The 15,666-nt window shown below is 73.5% G+C and carries 13 protein-coding genes; 5 read left to right on the plus strand and 8 right to left on the minus strand.

Annotated features, from left to right (window positions below; translation table 11 throughout):
• The first annotated feature begins 244 nt into the window (after window positions 1-244).
• Genes ACSTA4_RS13460 through ACSTA4_RS13470 form a run of 3 tightly spaced genes read left to right on the plus strand, consistent with a single transcriptional unit; the run spans window position 245 to window position 3,557 of the window.
• Window positions 245-1,204 (plus strand): polyphosphate polymerase domain-containing protein, encoded by a 960-nt coding sequence (locus ACSTA4_RS13460; protein ID WP_444963830.1) that lies wholly within the window; start codon window positions 245-247, stop codon window positions 1,202-1,204.
• A 42-nt stretch (window positions 1,205-1,246) separates the two neighbouring features.
• On the plus strand, window positions 1,247-1,933 hold the full coding sequence (locus ACSTA4_RS13465) for a DUF4956 domain-containing protein (protein WP_274977722.1): 687 nt from the start codon (window positions 1,247-1,249) through the stop codon (window positions 1,931-1,933).
• A 1-nt stretch (window position 1,934) separates the two neighbouring features.
• Entirely contained in the window at window positions 1,935-3,557 is a 1,623-nt protein-coding gene (locus ACSTA4_RS13470; protein WP_444963831.1) for a CotH kinase family protein, read from the plus strand.
• A gap of 382 nt (window positions 3,558-3,939) precedes the next feature.
• Here ACSTA4_RS13470 and ACSTA4_RS13475 read toward each other — a convergent pair whose 3' ends face one another.
• The 4 genes from ACSTA4_RS13475 to ACSTA4_RS13490 all read right to left on the minus strand — a co-directional run bounded on the left by ACSTA4_RS13475 (window position 3,940) and on the right by ACSTA4_RS13490 (window position 8,423).
• Window positions 3,940-4,449, minus strand: a complete 510-nt coding sequence (locus tag ACSTA4_RS13475) for a GNAT family N-acetyltransferase (RefSeq protein WP_444964167.1) — start codon at window positions 4,447-4,449, stop codon at window positions 3,940-3,942.
• 239 nt (window positions 4,450-4,688) lie between these two features.
• The gene (gene rsgA, locus ACSTA4_RS13480; protein ID WP_444963832.1) at window positions 4,689-5,783 is read right to left on the minus strand and encodes a ribosome small subunit-dependent GTPase A; all 1,095 of its coding nucleotides are present in this window, start codon (window positions 5,781-5,783) and stop codon (window positions 4,689-4,691) included.
• A gap of 451 nt (window positions 5,784-6,234) precedes the next feature.
• Entirely contained in the window at window positions 6,235-7,701 is a 1,467-nt protein-coding gene (locus ACSTA4_RS13485; RefSeq protein ID WP_444963833.1) for a sensor histidine kinase, read from the minus strand.
• Window positions 7,698-8,423 carry a response regulator transcription factor gene (locus ACSTA4_RS13490; RefSeq protein ID WP_444963834.1) on the minus strand — a complete coding sequence of 242 codons (726 nt, stop codon included), beginning with the start codon at window positions 8,421-8,423 and terminating at the stop codon, window positions 7,698-7,700. Before ACSTA4_RS13490 ends, ACSTA4_RS13485 begins: the two co-directional genes overlap by 4 nt.
• 536 nt (window positions 8,424-8,959) lie before the next feature.
• Between ACSTA4_RS13490 and ACSTA4_RS13495 the strand changes: the two genes are divergently transcribed.
• A complete protein-coding gene (locus tag ACSTA4_RS13495; protein ID WP_444963835.1) occupies window positions 8,960-10,198 on the plus strand; it encodes an anhydro-N-acetylmuramic acid kinase in 1,239 nt (412 codons plus the stop codon).
• A 31-nt stretch (window positions 10,199-10,229) separates the two neighbouring features.
• Window positions 10,230-11,813: a sodium:solute symporter gene (locus tag ACSTA4_RS13500; RefSeq protein ID WP_444963836.1), complete on the plus strand. Its 1,584-nt coding sequence runs from the start codon at window positions 10,230-10,232 to the stop codon at window positions 11,811-11,813.
• Window positions 11,814-11,832: 19 nt separating this feature from the next.
• Here the strand turns inward: ACSTA4_RS13500 and ACSTA4_RS13505 are convergent, their stop codons facing one another.
• From ACSTA4_RS13505 to ACSTA4_RS13520, 4 genes are all read right to left on the minus strand, one after another.
• Window positions 11,833-12,174: a hypothetical protein gene (locus tag ACSTA4_RS13505; RefSeq protein ID WP_444963837.1), complete on the minus strand. Its 342-nt coding sequence runs from the start codon at window positions 12,172-12,174 to the stop codon at window positions 11,833-11,835.
• A 111-nt stretch (window positions 12,175-12,285) separates the two neighbouring features.
• The gene (locus tag ACSTA4_RS13510; protein ID WP_444963838.1) at window positions 12,286-13,842 is read right to left on the minus strand and encodes a tripartite tricarboxylate transporter permease; all 1,557 of its coding nucleotides are present in this window, start codon (window positions 13,840-13,842) and stop codon (window positions 12,286-12,288) included.
• Window positions 13,843-14,454, minus strand: coding sequence for a tripartite tricarboxylate transporter TctB family protein (locus ACSTA4_RS13515; RefSeq protein WP_444963839.1), 612 nt, complete (start codon window positions 14,452-14,454; stop codon window positions 13,843-13,845). It abuts the gene before it with no gap.
• A complete protein-coding gene (locus ACSTA4_RS13520; protein ID WP_444963840.1) occupies window positions 14,451-15,440 on the minus strand; it encodes a Bug family tripartite tricarboxylate transporter substrate binding protein in 990 nt (329 codons plus the stop codon). The genes ACSTA4_RS13515 and ACSTA4_RS13520 overlap by 4 nt, the downstream gene beginning before the upstream one ends.
• Window positions 15,441-15,666 lie beyond the last annotated feature (226 nt).

The raw sequence follows: 15,666 nt of genomic DNA on the forward strand, positions 1-15,666 counted from the left end.
CGGTCAGGCCCTCGTGCGGTCCGCTACCCGCCCGCCGCCGGTGTTATCCCTGGTGCCGGTCCGCTCGTCCCCGGGCGGTACCCGATCGGCGTTCTCACCCACCTCTCACCTCCACCCGCGACCACGCGCCCACCAGGGGACGCCGCCCCGGCTCTCAGGAACCTCTCAGGAAGTTCTCCGCCTCTTCGCAGGGTCGTCGGGTTGTGTCCTTCCCGTCGTCACCACCATCAGGACAGGAGGCACCGTGGTAGCACTACGCCACCCCGGCCCCGCCGGGAACGCCGGGAACGCCGGGCACGCCGCGAAGGCCGCACCGGCCGGTACCCCGACCGGCACCGCCGCCGGGGACCGGCTGAGGGCGCCGAGCAGGCTCCACGCCTTCAACCGCTACGAACTCAAGTACCTCGTCCCCGCCGACCAGGCCCGGGACGTGCGCGCCGAACTCACCGCGCGCATGCGGGCCGACCGCAACGCCGGGCCCGACGGCTACGGCGTGTGGAGCCTGTACTACGACACCGACCGGCTGCGCTTCTACCACGAGAAGATCGAGGGCCTGAGGTTCCGCCGCAAGCTGCGCGTCCGCCGCTACGGCGAGGTCGGCCCGGCCGCCGAGGACACCCCCGTCTCCGTCGAGATCAAGCAGCGCGTCAACCGCGTCACCCAGAAGCGCCGGGTCCTGCTGCCCTACCACCTGGCCCGCGACCTGTGCGACCGGCGCGTGCGCGTGGAGCACCCCGGTGCCGACCAGGCCTTCGTGGACGAGGTCCTCGACCTCGTGCACCGCCTGGACCTGCGCCCGACCGCGATGACCGGGTACCGGCGCGAACCCTACGTGGGCACCGGCTCCGACCTGGGGCTGCGGGTGACCCTGGACCACCGGGTGCGCGGACGCGACCGCGACTTCGACCTGCGCGCCGAGGCCGAGAGCCGCTACATCATCAGTCCGCACCTGGCGGTCATGGAGGTCAAGGCCAACGAGCGCGCCCCCTACTGGGTCACCGACATGGCCGCCCGCTTCGGCCTCCAGGTGCAGCGCGTCTCCAAGTACTGCCAGAGCGTGGAGGCCCACGGCATGGCCCCGCGCTCGGTCTTCCACCTGCCCGAGGAGGACGTCGTGGCCGAGACGCGTCCGCTCGGTCCCGTTGACGGGGCGCGTCCGCCCGGCCCCGCGGCCGGGGGCGCGTCTCCCGGCACCCGTTCCTGAACCCCGTTCCCCACCCGCTCCGTACGAAGGCACACCCGCACCATGAACCTCGATTTCGGCGTCACCGACCTGTCCGGCACGTTCAGCGTCATGGACGTGGTCCTGTCCCTGACCCTGGCGTTCGTCACCAGCCTCGTGGTGGCCTGGACCTACCGCGCCACCCACCGCAACATCAGCTACTCGCAGAGCTACGTCCACACGCTGATCATCCTGGGCATGCTCATCGCCCTGATCATGCTGGTGGTGGGCTCCAACATCGCCCGCGCCTTCGCCCTGGTCGGCGCGCTGTCGGTGGTGCGCTTCCGCAACGCCATCAAGGAGACCCGCGACGTCGGGTTCATCTTCCTGGTGATGGGCGTGGGCATGGCCTGCGGCACGCGCTTCTACACGCTGGCGGTCATCGCCACCGTGGTCATCTGCGCGGTCGTGCTGCTCATGCACCGCTTCAACTGGTTCGCGCTCAACGTGCAGCGCCAGGTGGTCAAGGTCCAGGTCCCCGCGGACGGCGACGACTACGGACCCGTGATCGACGACGTGCTCATCCGCTTCACCGACGAGTACGAGCTGATCAGCACCGAGACCGTGCGCGGCGGCTCCCTGCTGGAGACGGCCTACACCGCACGGCTGAAGAAGGGCGTCAAGCCCGGCGACGTCATCCAGCGCCTGCGGGAGATCAACGCGGGGCAGAAGGCGACCGTCCTGACCGGCTACGACCAGACGGACATTTGACATGCGCGGACTCGACGACGAAGAGGGCGGCGGCGACACCGCTGCCCGCGACACCGCCGCCGGGCGGGGCCCGCGCAGGTCCGCGCGCCTGCGGCACCGCCTTCCGGTGCGCCTGCGCCAGCACTGGAGGAGCACCGCCGTCGTGTGCGCCGCGCTGCTCGCCCTGGTTCTGGTCTTCGGCGAGGCGCGGGTGCGCCCCTACGTCACCTCCGAGTTGGTCTCGCAGGACGCCGTCACCCAGAACATCGAGGGCGAGGGCGACCTGTTCGACGGCGGGGAGCACACGATCGAGGTGAGCTTCGACCAGACCGAGTACGCCGACATGATGAGCACCTTCCGCGAGGAGGGCGAGAAGGAGTACGTCCGGGCCGACGTCACCATCGACGGCACCACCGTCGAGGACGTCGGACTCCGCCTCAAGGGCAACTCGACCCTGATGAGCCTGCGCGGTGACGCCGAGGCGGGGGCGGCGGCCGACACCGGGGGTGAACAGGGGGCCGGTCCGGGCGCCGGGGGAGCGGCCGGGCCGGGCTCGGTCACCCTGTCCGAGGACGAGCCGGAGAACCTCCCCTGGCTGATCAGCTTCGAGGAGTTCGTCTCCGGCCGGGCCTACCAGGGGCACACCGAGATCGCCCTGCGCCCGGCGACGGCGACCTCCGACACCGCTCTCAACGAGGCCCTGGCCCTGGAGCTGACGGCGGCGGCCGGGCAGACCACGCAGGACTACACGTTCACCTCGTTCGCGGTCAACGGCGGCGAGGAGGTGCCGCGCCTGCTGCTGGACGCGCCCGACGCCGCCTGGGCCGACGGGTACGGGGACGGCGTGCTCTACAAGGGCCGCGCCGGGGGCTCCTTCGACTACCTGGGCGGTGACGCCACCGACTACGAGGAGGCCTTCAACCAGATCAACGGCGAGGGCGCCCACGACCTCCAGCCGGTGATGGACCTGCTGCGGTTCGTGGCCGAGTCCGACGACGAGGAGTTCGCCCGCGAGCTGGACGAGCACCTGGACACCGAGTCCTTCGCCCGCTACCTCGCGTTGCAGAGCCTGATGTCCAACAGCGACGGCATGGACGGCCCGGGCAACAACTACTACCTGTGGTACGACAGCGCCGAGGAGCGGTTCACCGTCCTGTCCTGGGATCTGAACCTGTCCTTCGGCGGTATGGGCGGTATGGGCGGCGGTGGGGGAGCGATGCCGGAGGGTGCGCAGTTCCCCGGCGGGGGCACACCCCCCGAGGGGATGGAACCTCCCGAGGGGATGGAACCGCCGGAGGGCATGGAGGCGCCCGGGGGAATGCCCGCGCCCGGGGAAGGGGAGGCGGCCGGGGGCGGTATGTCCATGGGCGGCAGCGGAGCGCTCAAGGAGCGCTTCCTCGCCGACGAGGACTTCCACCGCCTCTACGAGGAGGCCTACGCCGACCTCCACCAGGACCTCGTCGGGAGCGGTACCGCCACCGAACTCCTGGAGTCGGCCGTCTCCCGGGCCGGGGCCGCGGGCGACACGGGGGCCGACGCCGCGGGCGAGCAGCTCGCCGAGCGGATCGCCGCCGTCTCCCAGACCCCGCAGGAGGACGGCCGGGAGGCGGGGGAGGAGACCACCGCCGACCAGCGGGGTTCCTGAGGGCTGTCCGGTGCGGGTGGACCGCCGGGGGCAAGCGGGGCGGTCCCCCGGTGCGGTTCTCGCTGGCCGGGGCCGTGACCACGACAGGTACCGACGTTCGGTGCGTGCCGAAGGGATCCGTCCGCTGATCGCCCGCCGCGGCCAGGAGCCGGTTCGGGATCGGGAGCCCAGCGGTGGGTGGTGGAGCGGGGCTTCGCTCTGCTCCGTTGACCGGGCCCGGCACTGCGGTGTCCGGGGTCGCGGCCGACGCCCGAGCCGGCCCCGGCGGGGGACGGGGGCCTGCACCGGGTCCGAAGGGGGTTCCCACCGCCAGAACCCGGATCGGTCCTTCCCGGAAGCCGGCCGCGCCCCCGGGGGGAGACCCCCGGGGGCACGGGACGGGTCAGACCCCGAACGCGGCGGGGTAGCCGATGGTGCCGGTCGGGACGGGGCGGTCACCGTCCAGGGCCATGGCCATCATGGCCTCGTCGGGAACCTCGAAGGGCGCCCGGATACCGAAGCGGGAGGCCGGGGTGAAGCCGAACCGCGGGTAGTAGTCGGCATGGCCCAGGACGAGGACGAGGTTCTCCCCCATGGCCTGGGCGGTGCCCAGGGCAGCGCGGATCGCGGCCGAACCGGCCCCGGTGCGCTGGGCGGAGGGCGCCACCGCGCACGGGGCCAGGGCGAGGGCGGGTTCGCCGTCGACGTGGCAGCGGCTGAGCAGGGCGTACCCGACCGGAGTGCCCTCAGAGGTCGTGGCGACCATCGACAGGCCCTCGATCCACGCCTCGGGGTCGGCGCGCAGGGCGTCGACGATGTCGGCCTCGGCGTCGGTGGGGAAGGCCGCCAGGAGGATGTCGCGGATGGCGGGGGTGTCGTCGGTGGTCTCGGGGCGGGTGGTCCAGGTGGTCATGGTTCCGTTCTCGGTGTCGTCGTGGGGGCGGAGCAGGCGGGTGGCGTGGTCGTAGCCGCCGCCGTACCGGCGCCGCGTGTCGATTTCCGTCTGGTGTGCGGTACCGCCGGTTGCCCGCGCCGTGTCGGCGTCAGCGGCGTGGGTGTGCGGCGGGTGGGCCGCCTCGGCGGTGAGGCTGTCCGGGAACGCCTGCGTCACCGGGTCGCCGTCGGCGTCTCGGCGGGTGTTGTCGGTGTCCTTCACCGCTGGCGGTCCCGGAACCGGTAGGTGGCACGCAAGTGCCGGGTGATGTCCTTCCTGGCGGCCTCGCGGCCCGCGCGCAACCTCGCGTCGGTGCGGGAGGCGGCGTAGGCGTTCTCCCGGAGTAGCTGGTGGTAGCTGTCCAACCTGCGGTGGGGGATCTCTCCCTCCTCGACTGCGGCCAGCACCGCACAGCCCGGTTCGCTCGTGTGTGAGCAGTCGGCGAACCGGCACTCCTGTGCGAGGTGCTCGATCTCGGCGAAGGCCTGTTCCAGGCCGCCCTGGGCGTCGTGCAGGCCGATCGCCCGCAGACCGGGGGTGTCGAGCAGCACGCCCCCGCCGGGCAGCGGGAGCAGCTCCCGCCGGGAAGTGGTGTGCCGTCCCCTGCCGTCCGCCTCACGCACGGCGCCGGTGGCCAGCAGGTCCTGGCCCAGTAGCCGGTTGCCCAGGGTGGACTTGCCCGCCCCGGAGGGGCCGAGCAGCACGACGGTGCCGTTGAGGACGGCGGTCAGGACGTCCAGGCCCTGCCCCGTCTCGGCGCTGGTGACCAGCACGTCCACACCGGCGGCCACCTGCGACACCTGTTCCTGCGCCGAGGGCGGGTCCGCGCACGCGTCGGCCTTGGTCAGGACCACGACCGGTTGGGCGCCGCTCTCCCATGCCAGGGCGAGCATGCGTTCGGTGCGGCCGTGCTTGAGCGGTGCGGCCAGGGAGACCGTCACCACGACGGTGTCGACGTTGGCGGCCAGGATCTGGCCGTGCGAGGTTCGTGAGGCCGAGGCGCGCACCAGGGCGGTGCGCCGCTCCAGGATCTCGTGCAGGAGCGGTGCGGCGCCGGTGAGGGGGCGCAGGGCCACCCAGTCGCCGGTGCACGGTGCCGTCAGCGGATCGCTTTGGTCCGCGGTGCCGGGGATGTCCGCGCGGACGGTTCCGGTGTCGGTGACGGTTTCGCACGAGCCGCGGTCGGCCCGGACGACGCGGGCCGGGACCAGTCCGTCGGCGCGACGGGGGGAGAAGGCGCGTTCGCACGCCTGGTCCCAGCCGTAGTCCGTCAGGGAGTACGGCTGAGTATGACGCGAAAGGGATTGAGACAACGTAGAGACCCTAGAACAGGGGCCCCGATGAGCACGGAGTACCGTCTCCTGCGAGCCGTCAGGGCTCTGGCAGGGGGATCAGCGTCAGGTCAGACCGGGGCCCGGGACGTGAGGATGGTCCAACGGGCGCCGCGCAGGGCAGCGGCCTTCACCGCAGACATCAACTCACCTCCCACTTCTGGTCCCGCAGCCGACCGGGTTGTCTCTGCGCCGACGATGGTAGCACGGAGGCGGGAAGCCCCCGGCCCCGTCAGCGGAACCCGCCCTCCCACTGTGGCCCTCCTCCTGGAAGGGGCGGCACAGGTACCCGACGGAGACGTGGTGCGCGGCGGCGATGGCCCCCGGCGTCAGCTCAGGGCCGTGCGGGTTGCGCTGGACGGAGTCGCGAACCTCCAGGACGAGGGAGCGCCGCCTGCTGCGCGGGACCAGCGCGTCCTCCGCCGCCACGGGGTCAGCCCAGCGGCAGCACCACGGTGAAGACGCAGCCCCCGCCCGGCGGCGACTCAGCGGTGACGTAGCCGTCGTGCGCGGCCACGAAGGCCGCGCTGATGGCCAGGCCCAGCCCGGCCCCGGCCCGCTCGCGGGGCCCGTCCGCCCGGTAGAACCGGTCGAACACCCGGGGCAGCTCCCCGGCGGGGATGCCGGGCCCCTCGTCGCGTACCGCTATGACCGCGACCTCCGCCACCCCCGGCGGCAGCGCGCCCGCGCGGGCCGGTCCCGGAGGCGGCGGGTCCTGGGTCCGGCGCACCGACACCCGCACCGGCGTGCCCTCGGGTGTGTGGGTCAGGGCGTTGCCGACGAGGTTCTCCAGCACCTGGCGGATCCGGTCGCCGTCGCCCACCGCCCGCACGGGCCCCTCGGCCTCCAGCGCCACGGGCGTGCGCGGGGCCCGGGCCCGGGCGCTGAGCACCACCCGCTCGGCGATGGCGACCAGTTCCATGTCGGAGTGCTCCAGCCGCGGCGCCTCGTCCACGCGCGAGAGCGTCAGCAGGTCGTCCACCATGCTCCCCATCCGCCCGGCCTCGTCCTCGATCCGCGACATCCACCGGTCCGCCCGGGCGTCCTCGGCGACCAGCCCCTGACCCCTGCCCTGCCGGTACAGCTCGGCGAACCCGCGGATCGAGGACAGCGGCGTGCGCAGCTCGTGGGAGGCGTCCGCGACGAAGCGCCGCGTCGTCTCGACCGCGCGGTCCCGCTCGCCCAGGGCCCGGGTCAGCTCACCGAGCATCGTGTTGAGGGAGGCGCCCAGCCGTCCCGTCTCGGTGGCCGGGTCCTGGGGCGGGATCCGCCGGTCCAGGTCGCCCCCGGCGATGGCCCGCGCCGTGGACTCGATCTCCCGCAGCGGCCGGAGCTGGAACCGCACGATCGCCGCGGTGCCGAACCCCACGGCCGCCAGCGCCACCAGCCCCGTCACGGCCTCGATAAGCACGAGCCGGTCGAGCGTGTCCTCGATCCCCGCCAGGGACTGGGCGGTCATGAAGACCCCGCCGTCCTCCCGGGCGGTGGTCAGCACCCGCCAGTTTCCCTCGTCCCCTGTGCCGGGCAGCGTGAACGGCTCCCCGGACCGCGCCCGCAGCTCCTCGGCCGTCACCGCCGACACGTCCGGCAGGCCGTCGTCGGAGCCGGTCTGGCCCACGCTGTCCACCACGTCGCCGTCGGCGTCGACGACCAGCGTGCGCAGGTCGGTGGGCAGCGGGGGCGGCTGGGCCCCGACGGGCGGGTCCACCTGTCCGGTCGCGTGCCGGGGCGCGGGCAGGGTCCGCAGCCGGTGGTCGACCTCCTCGGTCAGCGAGTGCTGGAGCAGCAGGGTGGCGACCGCGCCGAAGGCGACCAGGCACACGGCGGTCAGGCACAGCACCGCCAGGGGTATCCGGCCGCCCAGACCCCGCGGCCAGCGGAGCCCGCGGCAGCCGCTCACCCGTTCCCCCCGGCCGCCAGGCGCAGACTGTAGCCCACGCCCCGCACGGTGTGGATCAGCGCGGGGCGGCCCGCGTCGACCTTGCGGCGCAGGTAGCTGACGTAGGTCTCCACGACGCGGATGTCGTCGCTCTCCCCGCCCCACACCCGGTCCAGGATCTGCGCCTTGCTGACGACCTTGCCCGCGTTGAGCATGAGGTAGCGCAGGAGCGCGAACTCGGTGGGCGAGAGCCGCACCGGCGCGCCCGCGCGGCGCACCTGGTGCCCCTCCTCGTCCAGCTCCAGGTCGGCGTAGCGCAGGGGCTCGGCTCCCTCGGAGCCGCGGCGGCCCGACCTGCGCAGGATCGCGTTCAGCCGCAGCACGACCTCCTCCAGGCTGAAGGGCTTGGTGACGTAGTCGTCGGCGCCGACCCTCAGGCCCGCCACCCGGTCCTGGACCGTGTCGCGCGCGGTCAGGAACAGCACCGGCAGGCCGGGCACGACACCGCGCAGGTCACCGGCCAGGTCCAGGCCGCTGCGGCCGGGCAGGGTCACGTCCAGGACGGCGATGTCGGGGGTGAACCCGTCCAGCGCGGCCAGGGCGGCCCCCGCGTCGGGCGCGCCGCGCGTGGCGAAGCCGCTCAGCTCCAGGGAGGCGGTGAGCAGTTCGAGGATGTTGGGCTCGTCCTCGACGATGAGGGCCCGGGCCGCCGGAGCGGCGGTGCCGGAGGGCGCGTGGGTCATGCGGGAGTCCTGAAGGTTCGTGGGACGTGCGAACACGAAAGGTTACGGGCCGCGGGCAAGAGTTCGGTGAGAACTCTCCGGCACCGGGAGACACCGCCGTGCCGGTCACGGGGAACGGTTGACGCACCGCGACGCGCGGTATACCGCTGGTACGCGTTCGAGACCGGGAGGGTTGGTCGCATGGGTGGTGTCCACGGGTTTCCCGCAGGTCGGGTCCGCGCAACCCGGCCGGGGGACCGGCCTCCGCCCGCGTTCGGACTCCGGGTTCCCGTCTCCGGACGCGTCTTCGGGCCGCCCGCCTCCATGGTCGGACCCAGGCCGCCCGTGCCCCCAGGACCCGGGTGCGTCAGCGGACCGCCCGCGTCCACGGCCGACCCCGGGGAACCCGTACCCGGGCCCGGGCCCATGCTCCACGGACCCGGGGCCGGGCCCGTGTCGCCTGCGGCAGGGGCCGCGCATCCGCCTCCCGGGCTGACCGCGTCCCGGACCCGACCCGACGCGCCCGCCCACCCCCGCCGACCCCGGGCGGGCGCCGCGTGATCGTCATCGGCCTGTCCTCGGGAACCTCGGCCGACGGCATCGACGTCGCCGCCGCCCGCTTCGCCCTGGACGGCGACCTCGTCCTCCTGACCCCGCTGGGGCACCGCACCGAGCCCTACCCGGGCGACCTGCGGGAGGAGATCCGCGGCGCCCTCCCCCCGGCCCGCACGACCATGGAGACCGTCTGCCGGCTCGACACCCGCATCGGCCGGGCGTTCACCGACGCGGCGCTGCGCGCGGTCGGCGAACTCGCCGGGGGCCGGGCCGACCTGGTGGCCTCTCACGGTCAGACCCTGTTCCACTGGGCCGACGGCGCCGCGGTCCACGGCACCCTCCAACTGGGCCAGCCCGCCTGGATCGCCGAGGCCACCGGACTGCCCGTGGTCTCGGACCTGCGCGCGGCCGACGTGGCCGCGGGCGGACAGGGCGCTCCGCTGGCCAGCCTGCTCGACGCCCTCCTGCTCGGCGCGCGCCCCGAACCCACCGCCGCCCTCAACCTCGGCGGCATCGCCAACGTCACCGTCCTGCGGGGCGGGCAGCCGCCGCTGGCCTTCGACACCGGCCCCGGCAACGCCCTGCTCGACGCCGCCGCGCGCCGGGTGAGCGGCGGGCGCGCCGACTTCGACGCGGACGGGGCCCTCGCCCGCTCCGGCCGCCCCGACCCCGCCCTGTTGGAACACCTGCTCGCCGAGCCCTACTACCGCCTGCCCCCGCCCAGGACCACCGGTCTGGAGCTGTTCGGCCCCGGCTACCTCGACGCGGCGCTGCGCGCCGCCGGCACACCCGACGACGCGGACCTGATGGCCACCCTGGTCGAACTCACCGCCGCCACCGTCGCCGAAGCGCTGCGGCCCCACGGCGTGGCCGAGGTGCTCGCCTCGGGAGGCGGCACCCGCAATCCGGTCCTCATGGAACGCCTCGCCGCCCGGCTCAGCCCGGCGCGGCTGGCCGCGTTCGACGCCCTGGGGCTGGACAGCGACGCCAAGGAGGCCTACCTGTTCGCGCTGATCGGCTTCCTCACCTGGCACGGGCTCCCCGGTTCCGTGCCCTCCTGCACCGGAGCCCGCCGCGCGCCTGTGGCCGGACGCCTCACACCGGGCGCCTCACCGCTCCGGCTCCCCGAACCCGCGCCCACCGTCCCCGCGCGCCTGCGTATCGAGGCCCCGGGAGAGGACGTGACCGACGAGGACCCCACCGTCCCCGCGCGCCTGCGCGTCGGGGCACGGGACCGGTAAGCCCCCGCCCCCCACCACCCGGAGTAGCGCAGTGCAGACAATCGACCTCGTGGTCATCGCGGTGTACCTGCTGGGATCGGCCTGGCTCGGCCTCAGGCTCTCCGGCCGACAGCGCGATATCAAGGACTACTTCATCGGCAACCGGCAACTGCCCTGGTGGGCGGTGTGCCTGTCGGTGGTGGCCACCGAGACCAGCGCCCTGACCGTGATCAGCATCCCCGGCGTGGCCTACCTGGGCAACGTCACGTTCCTCCAGGTGGCGGTCGGCTACCTGATCGGGCGGGTGGTCGTGGCCTTCGTGCTGCTGCCCCGCTACTACCGGGGCGAGATGACCACGGCCTACGCCTACCTCGGCATCCGCTTCGGCCGGGGCATGCAGGGCACAGCCTCGGTCGCGTTCCTGTTCACCCGGCTGCTCGCGGACGGGGTGCGGCTGTTCGCCGCGGCCATCCCCGTCAAGATCATCCTGGACTCCTACGGGATCGACTTGTCCTACTTCGCGATCATCGCGCTGCTGGGCGTGGTGACGGTCCTGTACACCTTCGTCGGCGGCATCCGGGCCGTGGTCTGGGTGGACGTCCTCCAGATGGCGGTGTACGCGGTCGGCGGCGTCGCCGCCCTGGCGGTCATCGCGGGCAGCCTCGACGTGAACTTCCTGGCGGTGGCCGCCGACGCGGGCAAGACCCAGTTCCTCGACTTCACCTCGAACCCGGTCTCGGCCCCCTACGCGACGGTCACCGCGGTCCTGGGCGGCGCCCTGCTCTCCACCGCCTCCCACGGCGCCGACCAGATCATCGTGCAGCGGCTGCTGGGCTGCCGCAGCCTGCGCGACGCCCAGAAGGCGGTGATCGGCAGCGCCGTCGTGGTGTTCTTCCAGTTCGCGCTGTTCCTGACCGTGGGCTTGGCGCTGTACGCCTACTACGAGGGCGCCTCGGTGGAGGAGATGGGCCTGGCCAACTCCGACGAGCTCTTCCCGACGTTCATCGTGGAGGGGCTGCCGGTCGGCCTGTCGGGCCTGCTGCTGGCGGGAATCCTGGCCGCGGCGATGAGCACCCTGTCGTCCTCGCTGTCGGCGCTGTCCTCCTCCACCATGGCCGACCTGTACCAGCGGTTCAGCAGGCGCACGCTCACCGACGCCCAGGGCCTGCGGCTGGGCAGGCTGTTCACCCTCGGCTGGGGGCTGGTCTTCATCGGGGCGGCGGCGATGTTCACCGGCACCGACAACCCGGTCGTGGAGCTGGGCCTGTCCGTGGCCAGCCTGACCTACGGCGGCCTGCTGGGCGCGTTCTTCCTGGGGTTGTGGGTGCGCGGGGCCCGCCAGCTCGACGCGATGATCTCCTTCGCGGTCGCGGTGGCCACCATGGTCTGGCTGTTCCTCTTCCAGCCCGACCTGGTCGGCTTCACCTGGTACACCGCCATCGGCACCACCATCGTGCTGGGCTTGGGATACCTGCTGTCGCTGCGCCACCGCGGCGCCGCGCCCCGCCCCGAGGAGGCGCCCGCGCCCGGGGAGGGCTCCGGAGCCGGAACCGGGGAGGGCTCCGGCGCCGCGACCGGCTGGGCGCCCCGCGCGGAGGGCGAGCCCACCCCGGCGGACGAAGGGGAGCGGCCCTGACCCCCGCGGCGCGGGCGGATCAGGAGACGCGTTCGACGATCCACGAGACCAGCGCGTCGTGGCCGTGCCCGCTGACGTGGTCGTGCAACCCGTCCTCGGCGACTGCGGCACCGCACAGCGGGCACCCCGGGGGCTCCTCGACGGGGGTCTCCTCCACGGGCGCGTCCCGGTCGGCCGGATCGACGCCCTGGCCGCGCAGGTCGGAGTAGACGGTGTCGCGGGTCACGCCGTAGGCGTCGGCCAGCCTGGTGACGTTGCGGTGGCCGCGCCGCCAGCTCTGGGCCACGGACTCGGCGCGCACCCGGGCGGCGAAGCGCCGGATGTCCAGGGGGCTGCGGGGGGCGTCGTCGGGTCGTGCCATGCGCGCAGCCTACGGCGGGTCACCGACACCGCCGTCCGGTGCGCCCGCCTCCGCGCACACGGGAAGGGCCGGTCCGCGACAACCCCGGACCGGCCCCCGCGCACGCGACGCTCACCCCGCGTCGACGGTCTCCTCGCGCCGCGCCTCGCGCGAACGCGCGCGGGCGCGGATCCGCAGGAACGCCACCAGGGCCACGGCGGCGACGAGGACCGCGTAGATCCCGATCGTGATCGGCCCCGCGAAGAGCACCCCCACGTCGCCCTGGCCGATGGCCAGGGCCCGGCGCAGCTCCGTCTCGGCCAGCGGACCGAGGATGACCGCGATGAGCACCGGCGCCACCGGGATCTCGTACCGCCGCATCATGAACCCGAGCAGCCCCAGGACGATCAACAGCCACAGGTCGGTGATGGAGTAGGACGCGGCGTACACGCCCAGCGCCGCGAAACCGGTGATGCCCGCGTACAGGTAGCGCCGCGGGATCAGCAGCAGCTTGGCCCACAGCGGCGCGAAGGGCAGGTTGAGGATGAGCAGCATGACGCTGCCGATGAACAGGCTGGCCAGCAGTGCCCACACCAGGTCGGCGTTGCGCTCGAACAGCAGCGGGCCGGGCTGCATCCCGTACTGCTGGAAGGCGGCCAGCATGATCGCGGCCGTGGCCGAGGTCGGCAGGCCCAACCCCAGCAGCGCACCCATCGCGGTTCCGGCGGTGGCGCTGGCGGCCGACTCGGGCGCGGCCACGCCCTCGATCGCGCCGTCGCCGAACTCGTCGGGCCGCTTGCCCCGGCGCGCCCGGAGCTGGGAGAGCTTGCGCTCGGTGCCGTAGGCCAGGAAGGTCGGGATCTCCGAGCCGCCCGCCGGGATCGCGCCGAAGGGCAGGCCGAAGCCCAGCCCGCGGATCCACGCCGGGACGGCGCGGCGCAGGTCGCGCCCGCTCAGCCAGGGGGTGCCGGTGCCGGTGATGAGCTTGGCGCCCGCGCCCCCGCCCCGGTGCACGCGCGAGACCACGTGCAGTACCTCGCCGAGTGCGAGCAGGCCCACGGTCACCGTGACCACGCTGATCCCCTCGAACAGGGAGGGGACGCCCACGGTGAAGCGGGCCGCGCCGCTCTGGGCGTCGATGCCCACCATCGCGATGGCCAGGCCGATGGAGAGCGCGATGAGCCCGCGCACCATGGACTGGGCCACCACCGCCGAGGTGGCGACGAAGGCCAGGATCGCCAGCGCCAGGTACTCGGCCGGGCCGAAGCGCAGGGCGATGTCGATGATCACCTTCGAGAAGAAGGCCACCACCGTCGTGGCCACCACCGCGCCGGTGAACGCGCCGATGGCCGACGTGGCCAGGGCCTGGGAGGCCCGGCCCTTGAGCGCCATCCTGTGCCCCTCGATCGCGGTGGCGATCGCGGAGCTGTTGCCGGGCGTGTTCATCAGGATCGACGTGGTCGAGTCGCCGAACAGGCCGCCGTAGTACACGGCGGTGAACATGATGAAGGCCCCGGTGGGGTCCAGCTTGAACGTGACGGGCAGCAGCAGGGCGACGGCCATGGCCGAGCCCAGGCCGGGCAGCACGCCCACGGCGGTGCCCAGCAGCACGCCCACGAACGCCCACAGCAGGTTCTCGGGGGAGAGGGCGGCGGCGAACCCGCCGCCGAGCAGACTCAGGGTCTCCACTTACAGCACCCCTCCCAGGATTCCGGCGGGCAGGTTGAGGCCGAGCCCGCCGACGAAGGCGAGCTGGACCACGGACGAGTAGGCCAGCGCGACGGCGGCCTCGAACAGCGGGCGCCTGCCGCCGAAGGCCCAGGTCACGCCGTAGAACAGCAGCGCGCCGGACAGCAGCCAGCCCACCGGCTGCAACAGCAGGGCGAAGAGCACCACCGAGCCGAGCACGGTGCCCACGGCGCGCCAGTCGCTGTGGGCGGCGGGGGCGCCCGCGGCCGGGCCGCGTCCCTCGACCAGGTCGCCGACCACGCCCGCGTCGGCGTCGGAGTGGTCGGCCCCCTCCGGTTCGGGCACCGCGGGGCGCAGGGCCACCTGGACGACCAGGGCCGCGCCGAGGGCGAGCATCAGCACCGCGACGATCGCGGGGAAGAGCTGGGGGCCCGGGGAGGCCGAGTTGTCGGGCACGTGCATGGTGAGCGTCTGCACGCCCACGAACACGCCGATGCCGATGGTGAGCAGGCCGACGAAGATCTCGCTGCGCCCCCTCCACCAGGTGCGCCGCTCCTCCGGCGGCCGCGCGCCGGGCCCGCCCGGAGCGGTGGATGTACTGTGCTGGCTCATGAGAGTCCCAGGTCCTCGGTGACGTCGGTGATGCGTTCGATCTCGGCCGCGAGGAACTCCTCGAACTCGGGGCCGCTCTGGAAGGTGTCGTCCCAGCGGTTGCGCTGGAGGGTGTCGCGCCACTCGTCGGTGCGCACCATCTCCTCCACGATCGCGGTGAGCTCCGCCCGCTCGGCCTCGGTGATGCCGGGCGGGGCCATGAACCCGCGCCAGTTGGGCAGCACCGCGTCCACGCCCTGCTCGGGCAGGGTCGGGGCGTCGATGCCCTCGACGCGCTCGTGGGCTGAGACCCCCAGGACGCGGATGTTGCCCGCCTCCACCTGGTCGCTGAACTCGTTGTAGCCCGAGACGCCCACGTCGAGGCTGCCCGAGAGCAGCGAGGTGAGCGCCTGCGCGCCGCCCGCGAAGGGGATGTAGTTGACGGCCTGGGGTTCGACGCCCTGCGACTGGGCGGCCAGCCCCGCCAGGAGGTGGTCGGTGCCGCCCAGGGAGCCGCCGCCGACCGCGACCGCGCCCGGGTCCTCCCGCCAGGCCTCGACGAGGTCGCCCATGTCCTCCATCGGTGAGTCGGCGGGGACCACGAAGACCTCGTAGTCGTCGGCGACGCGGGCGATGGGTGTCACATCCTCCAGGGTCTGGGCCGAGTCGTTGACGATGATGCCGCCGATCATGACGGTGCCCGTGGTCATCAGCGTCGTGGCGCTGCCCTCGCGGCGCACCGTCTGCGCCAGGCCGATGGTCCCTCCCGCGCCGGGGAGGTTGAGGACCTGGGTGTTGTCGACGATGTCGTTCACGCGCAGGGAGTGCTGCGCCTCGCGCGCCACCAGGTCCCAGCCGCCGCCGGGGTCGGCGGGGACGACGATGTCGATCCTGGCGCGGGCCTCCGACGCGTTCGTGTCGGACAGCGCGGCGTTCGTCGCGGCGGCGCCCACCAGGAGCGCGGTGGCCACGGCCCCCGACGCGCGGAGGATCCGCTGTCTGTTCATCCTTCACTCCCTTTCGGCCCGCTGGTCCACTAGGTGGTCCAACGGGACCGTTTCGTGGTCTGGGAAATCATGCGAGCCCCCGTGATCACTGTCAATGGCGATTCGAAACCTTTTGTTAACGAGTGTGTTGCGGCGCACAGTCCCGTATCGGTCTTCCCTTCCGCCCAGGCCAGTCCGGGTTCCGCCGGTGGAGGTGCTCTTCGGGGAGGGGCTGGCCGTGCGCCGA

The organism is Nocardiopsis sp. M1B1 (genome assembly GCF_052466615.1).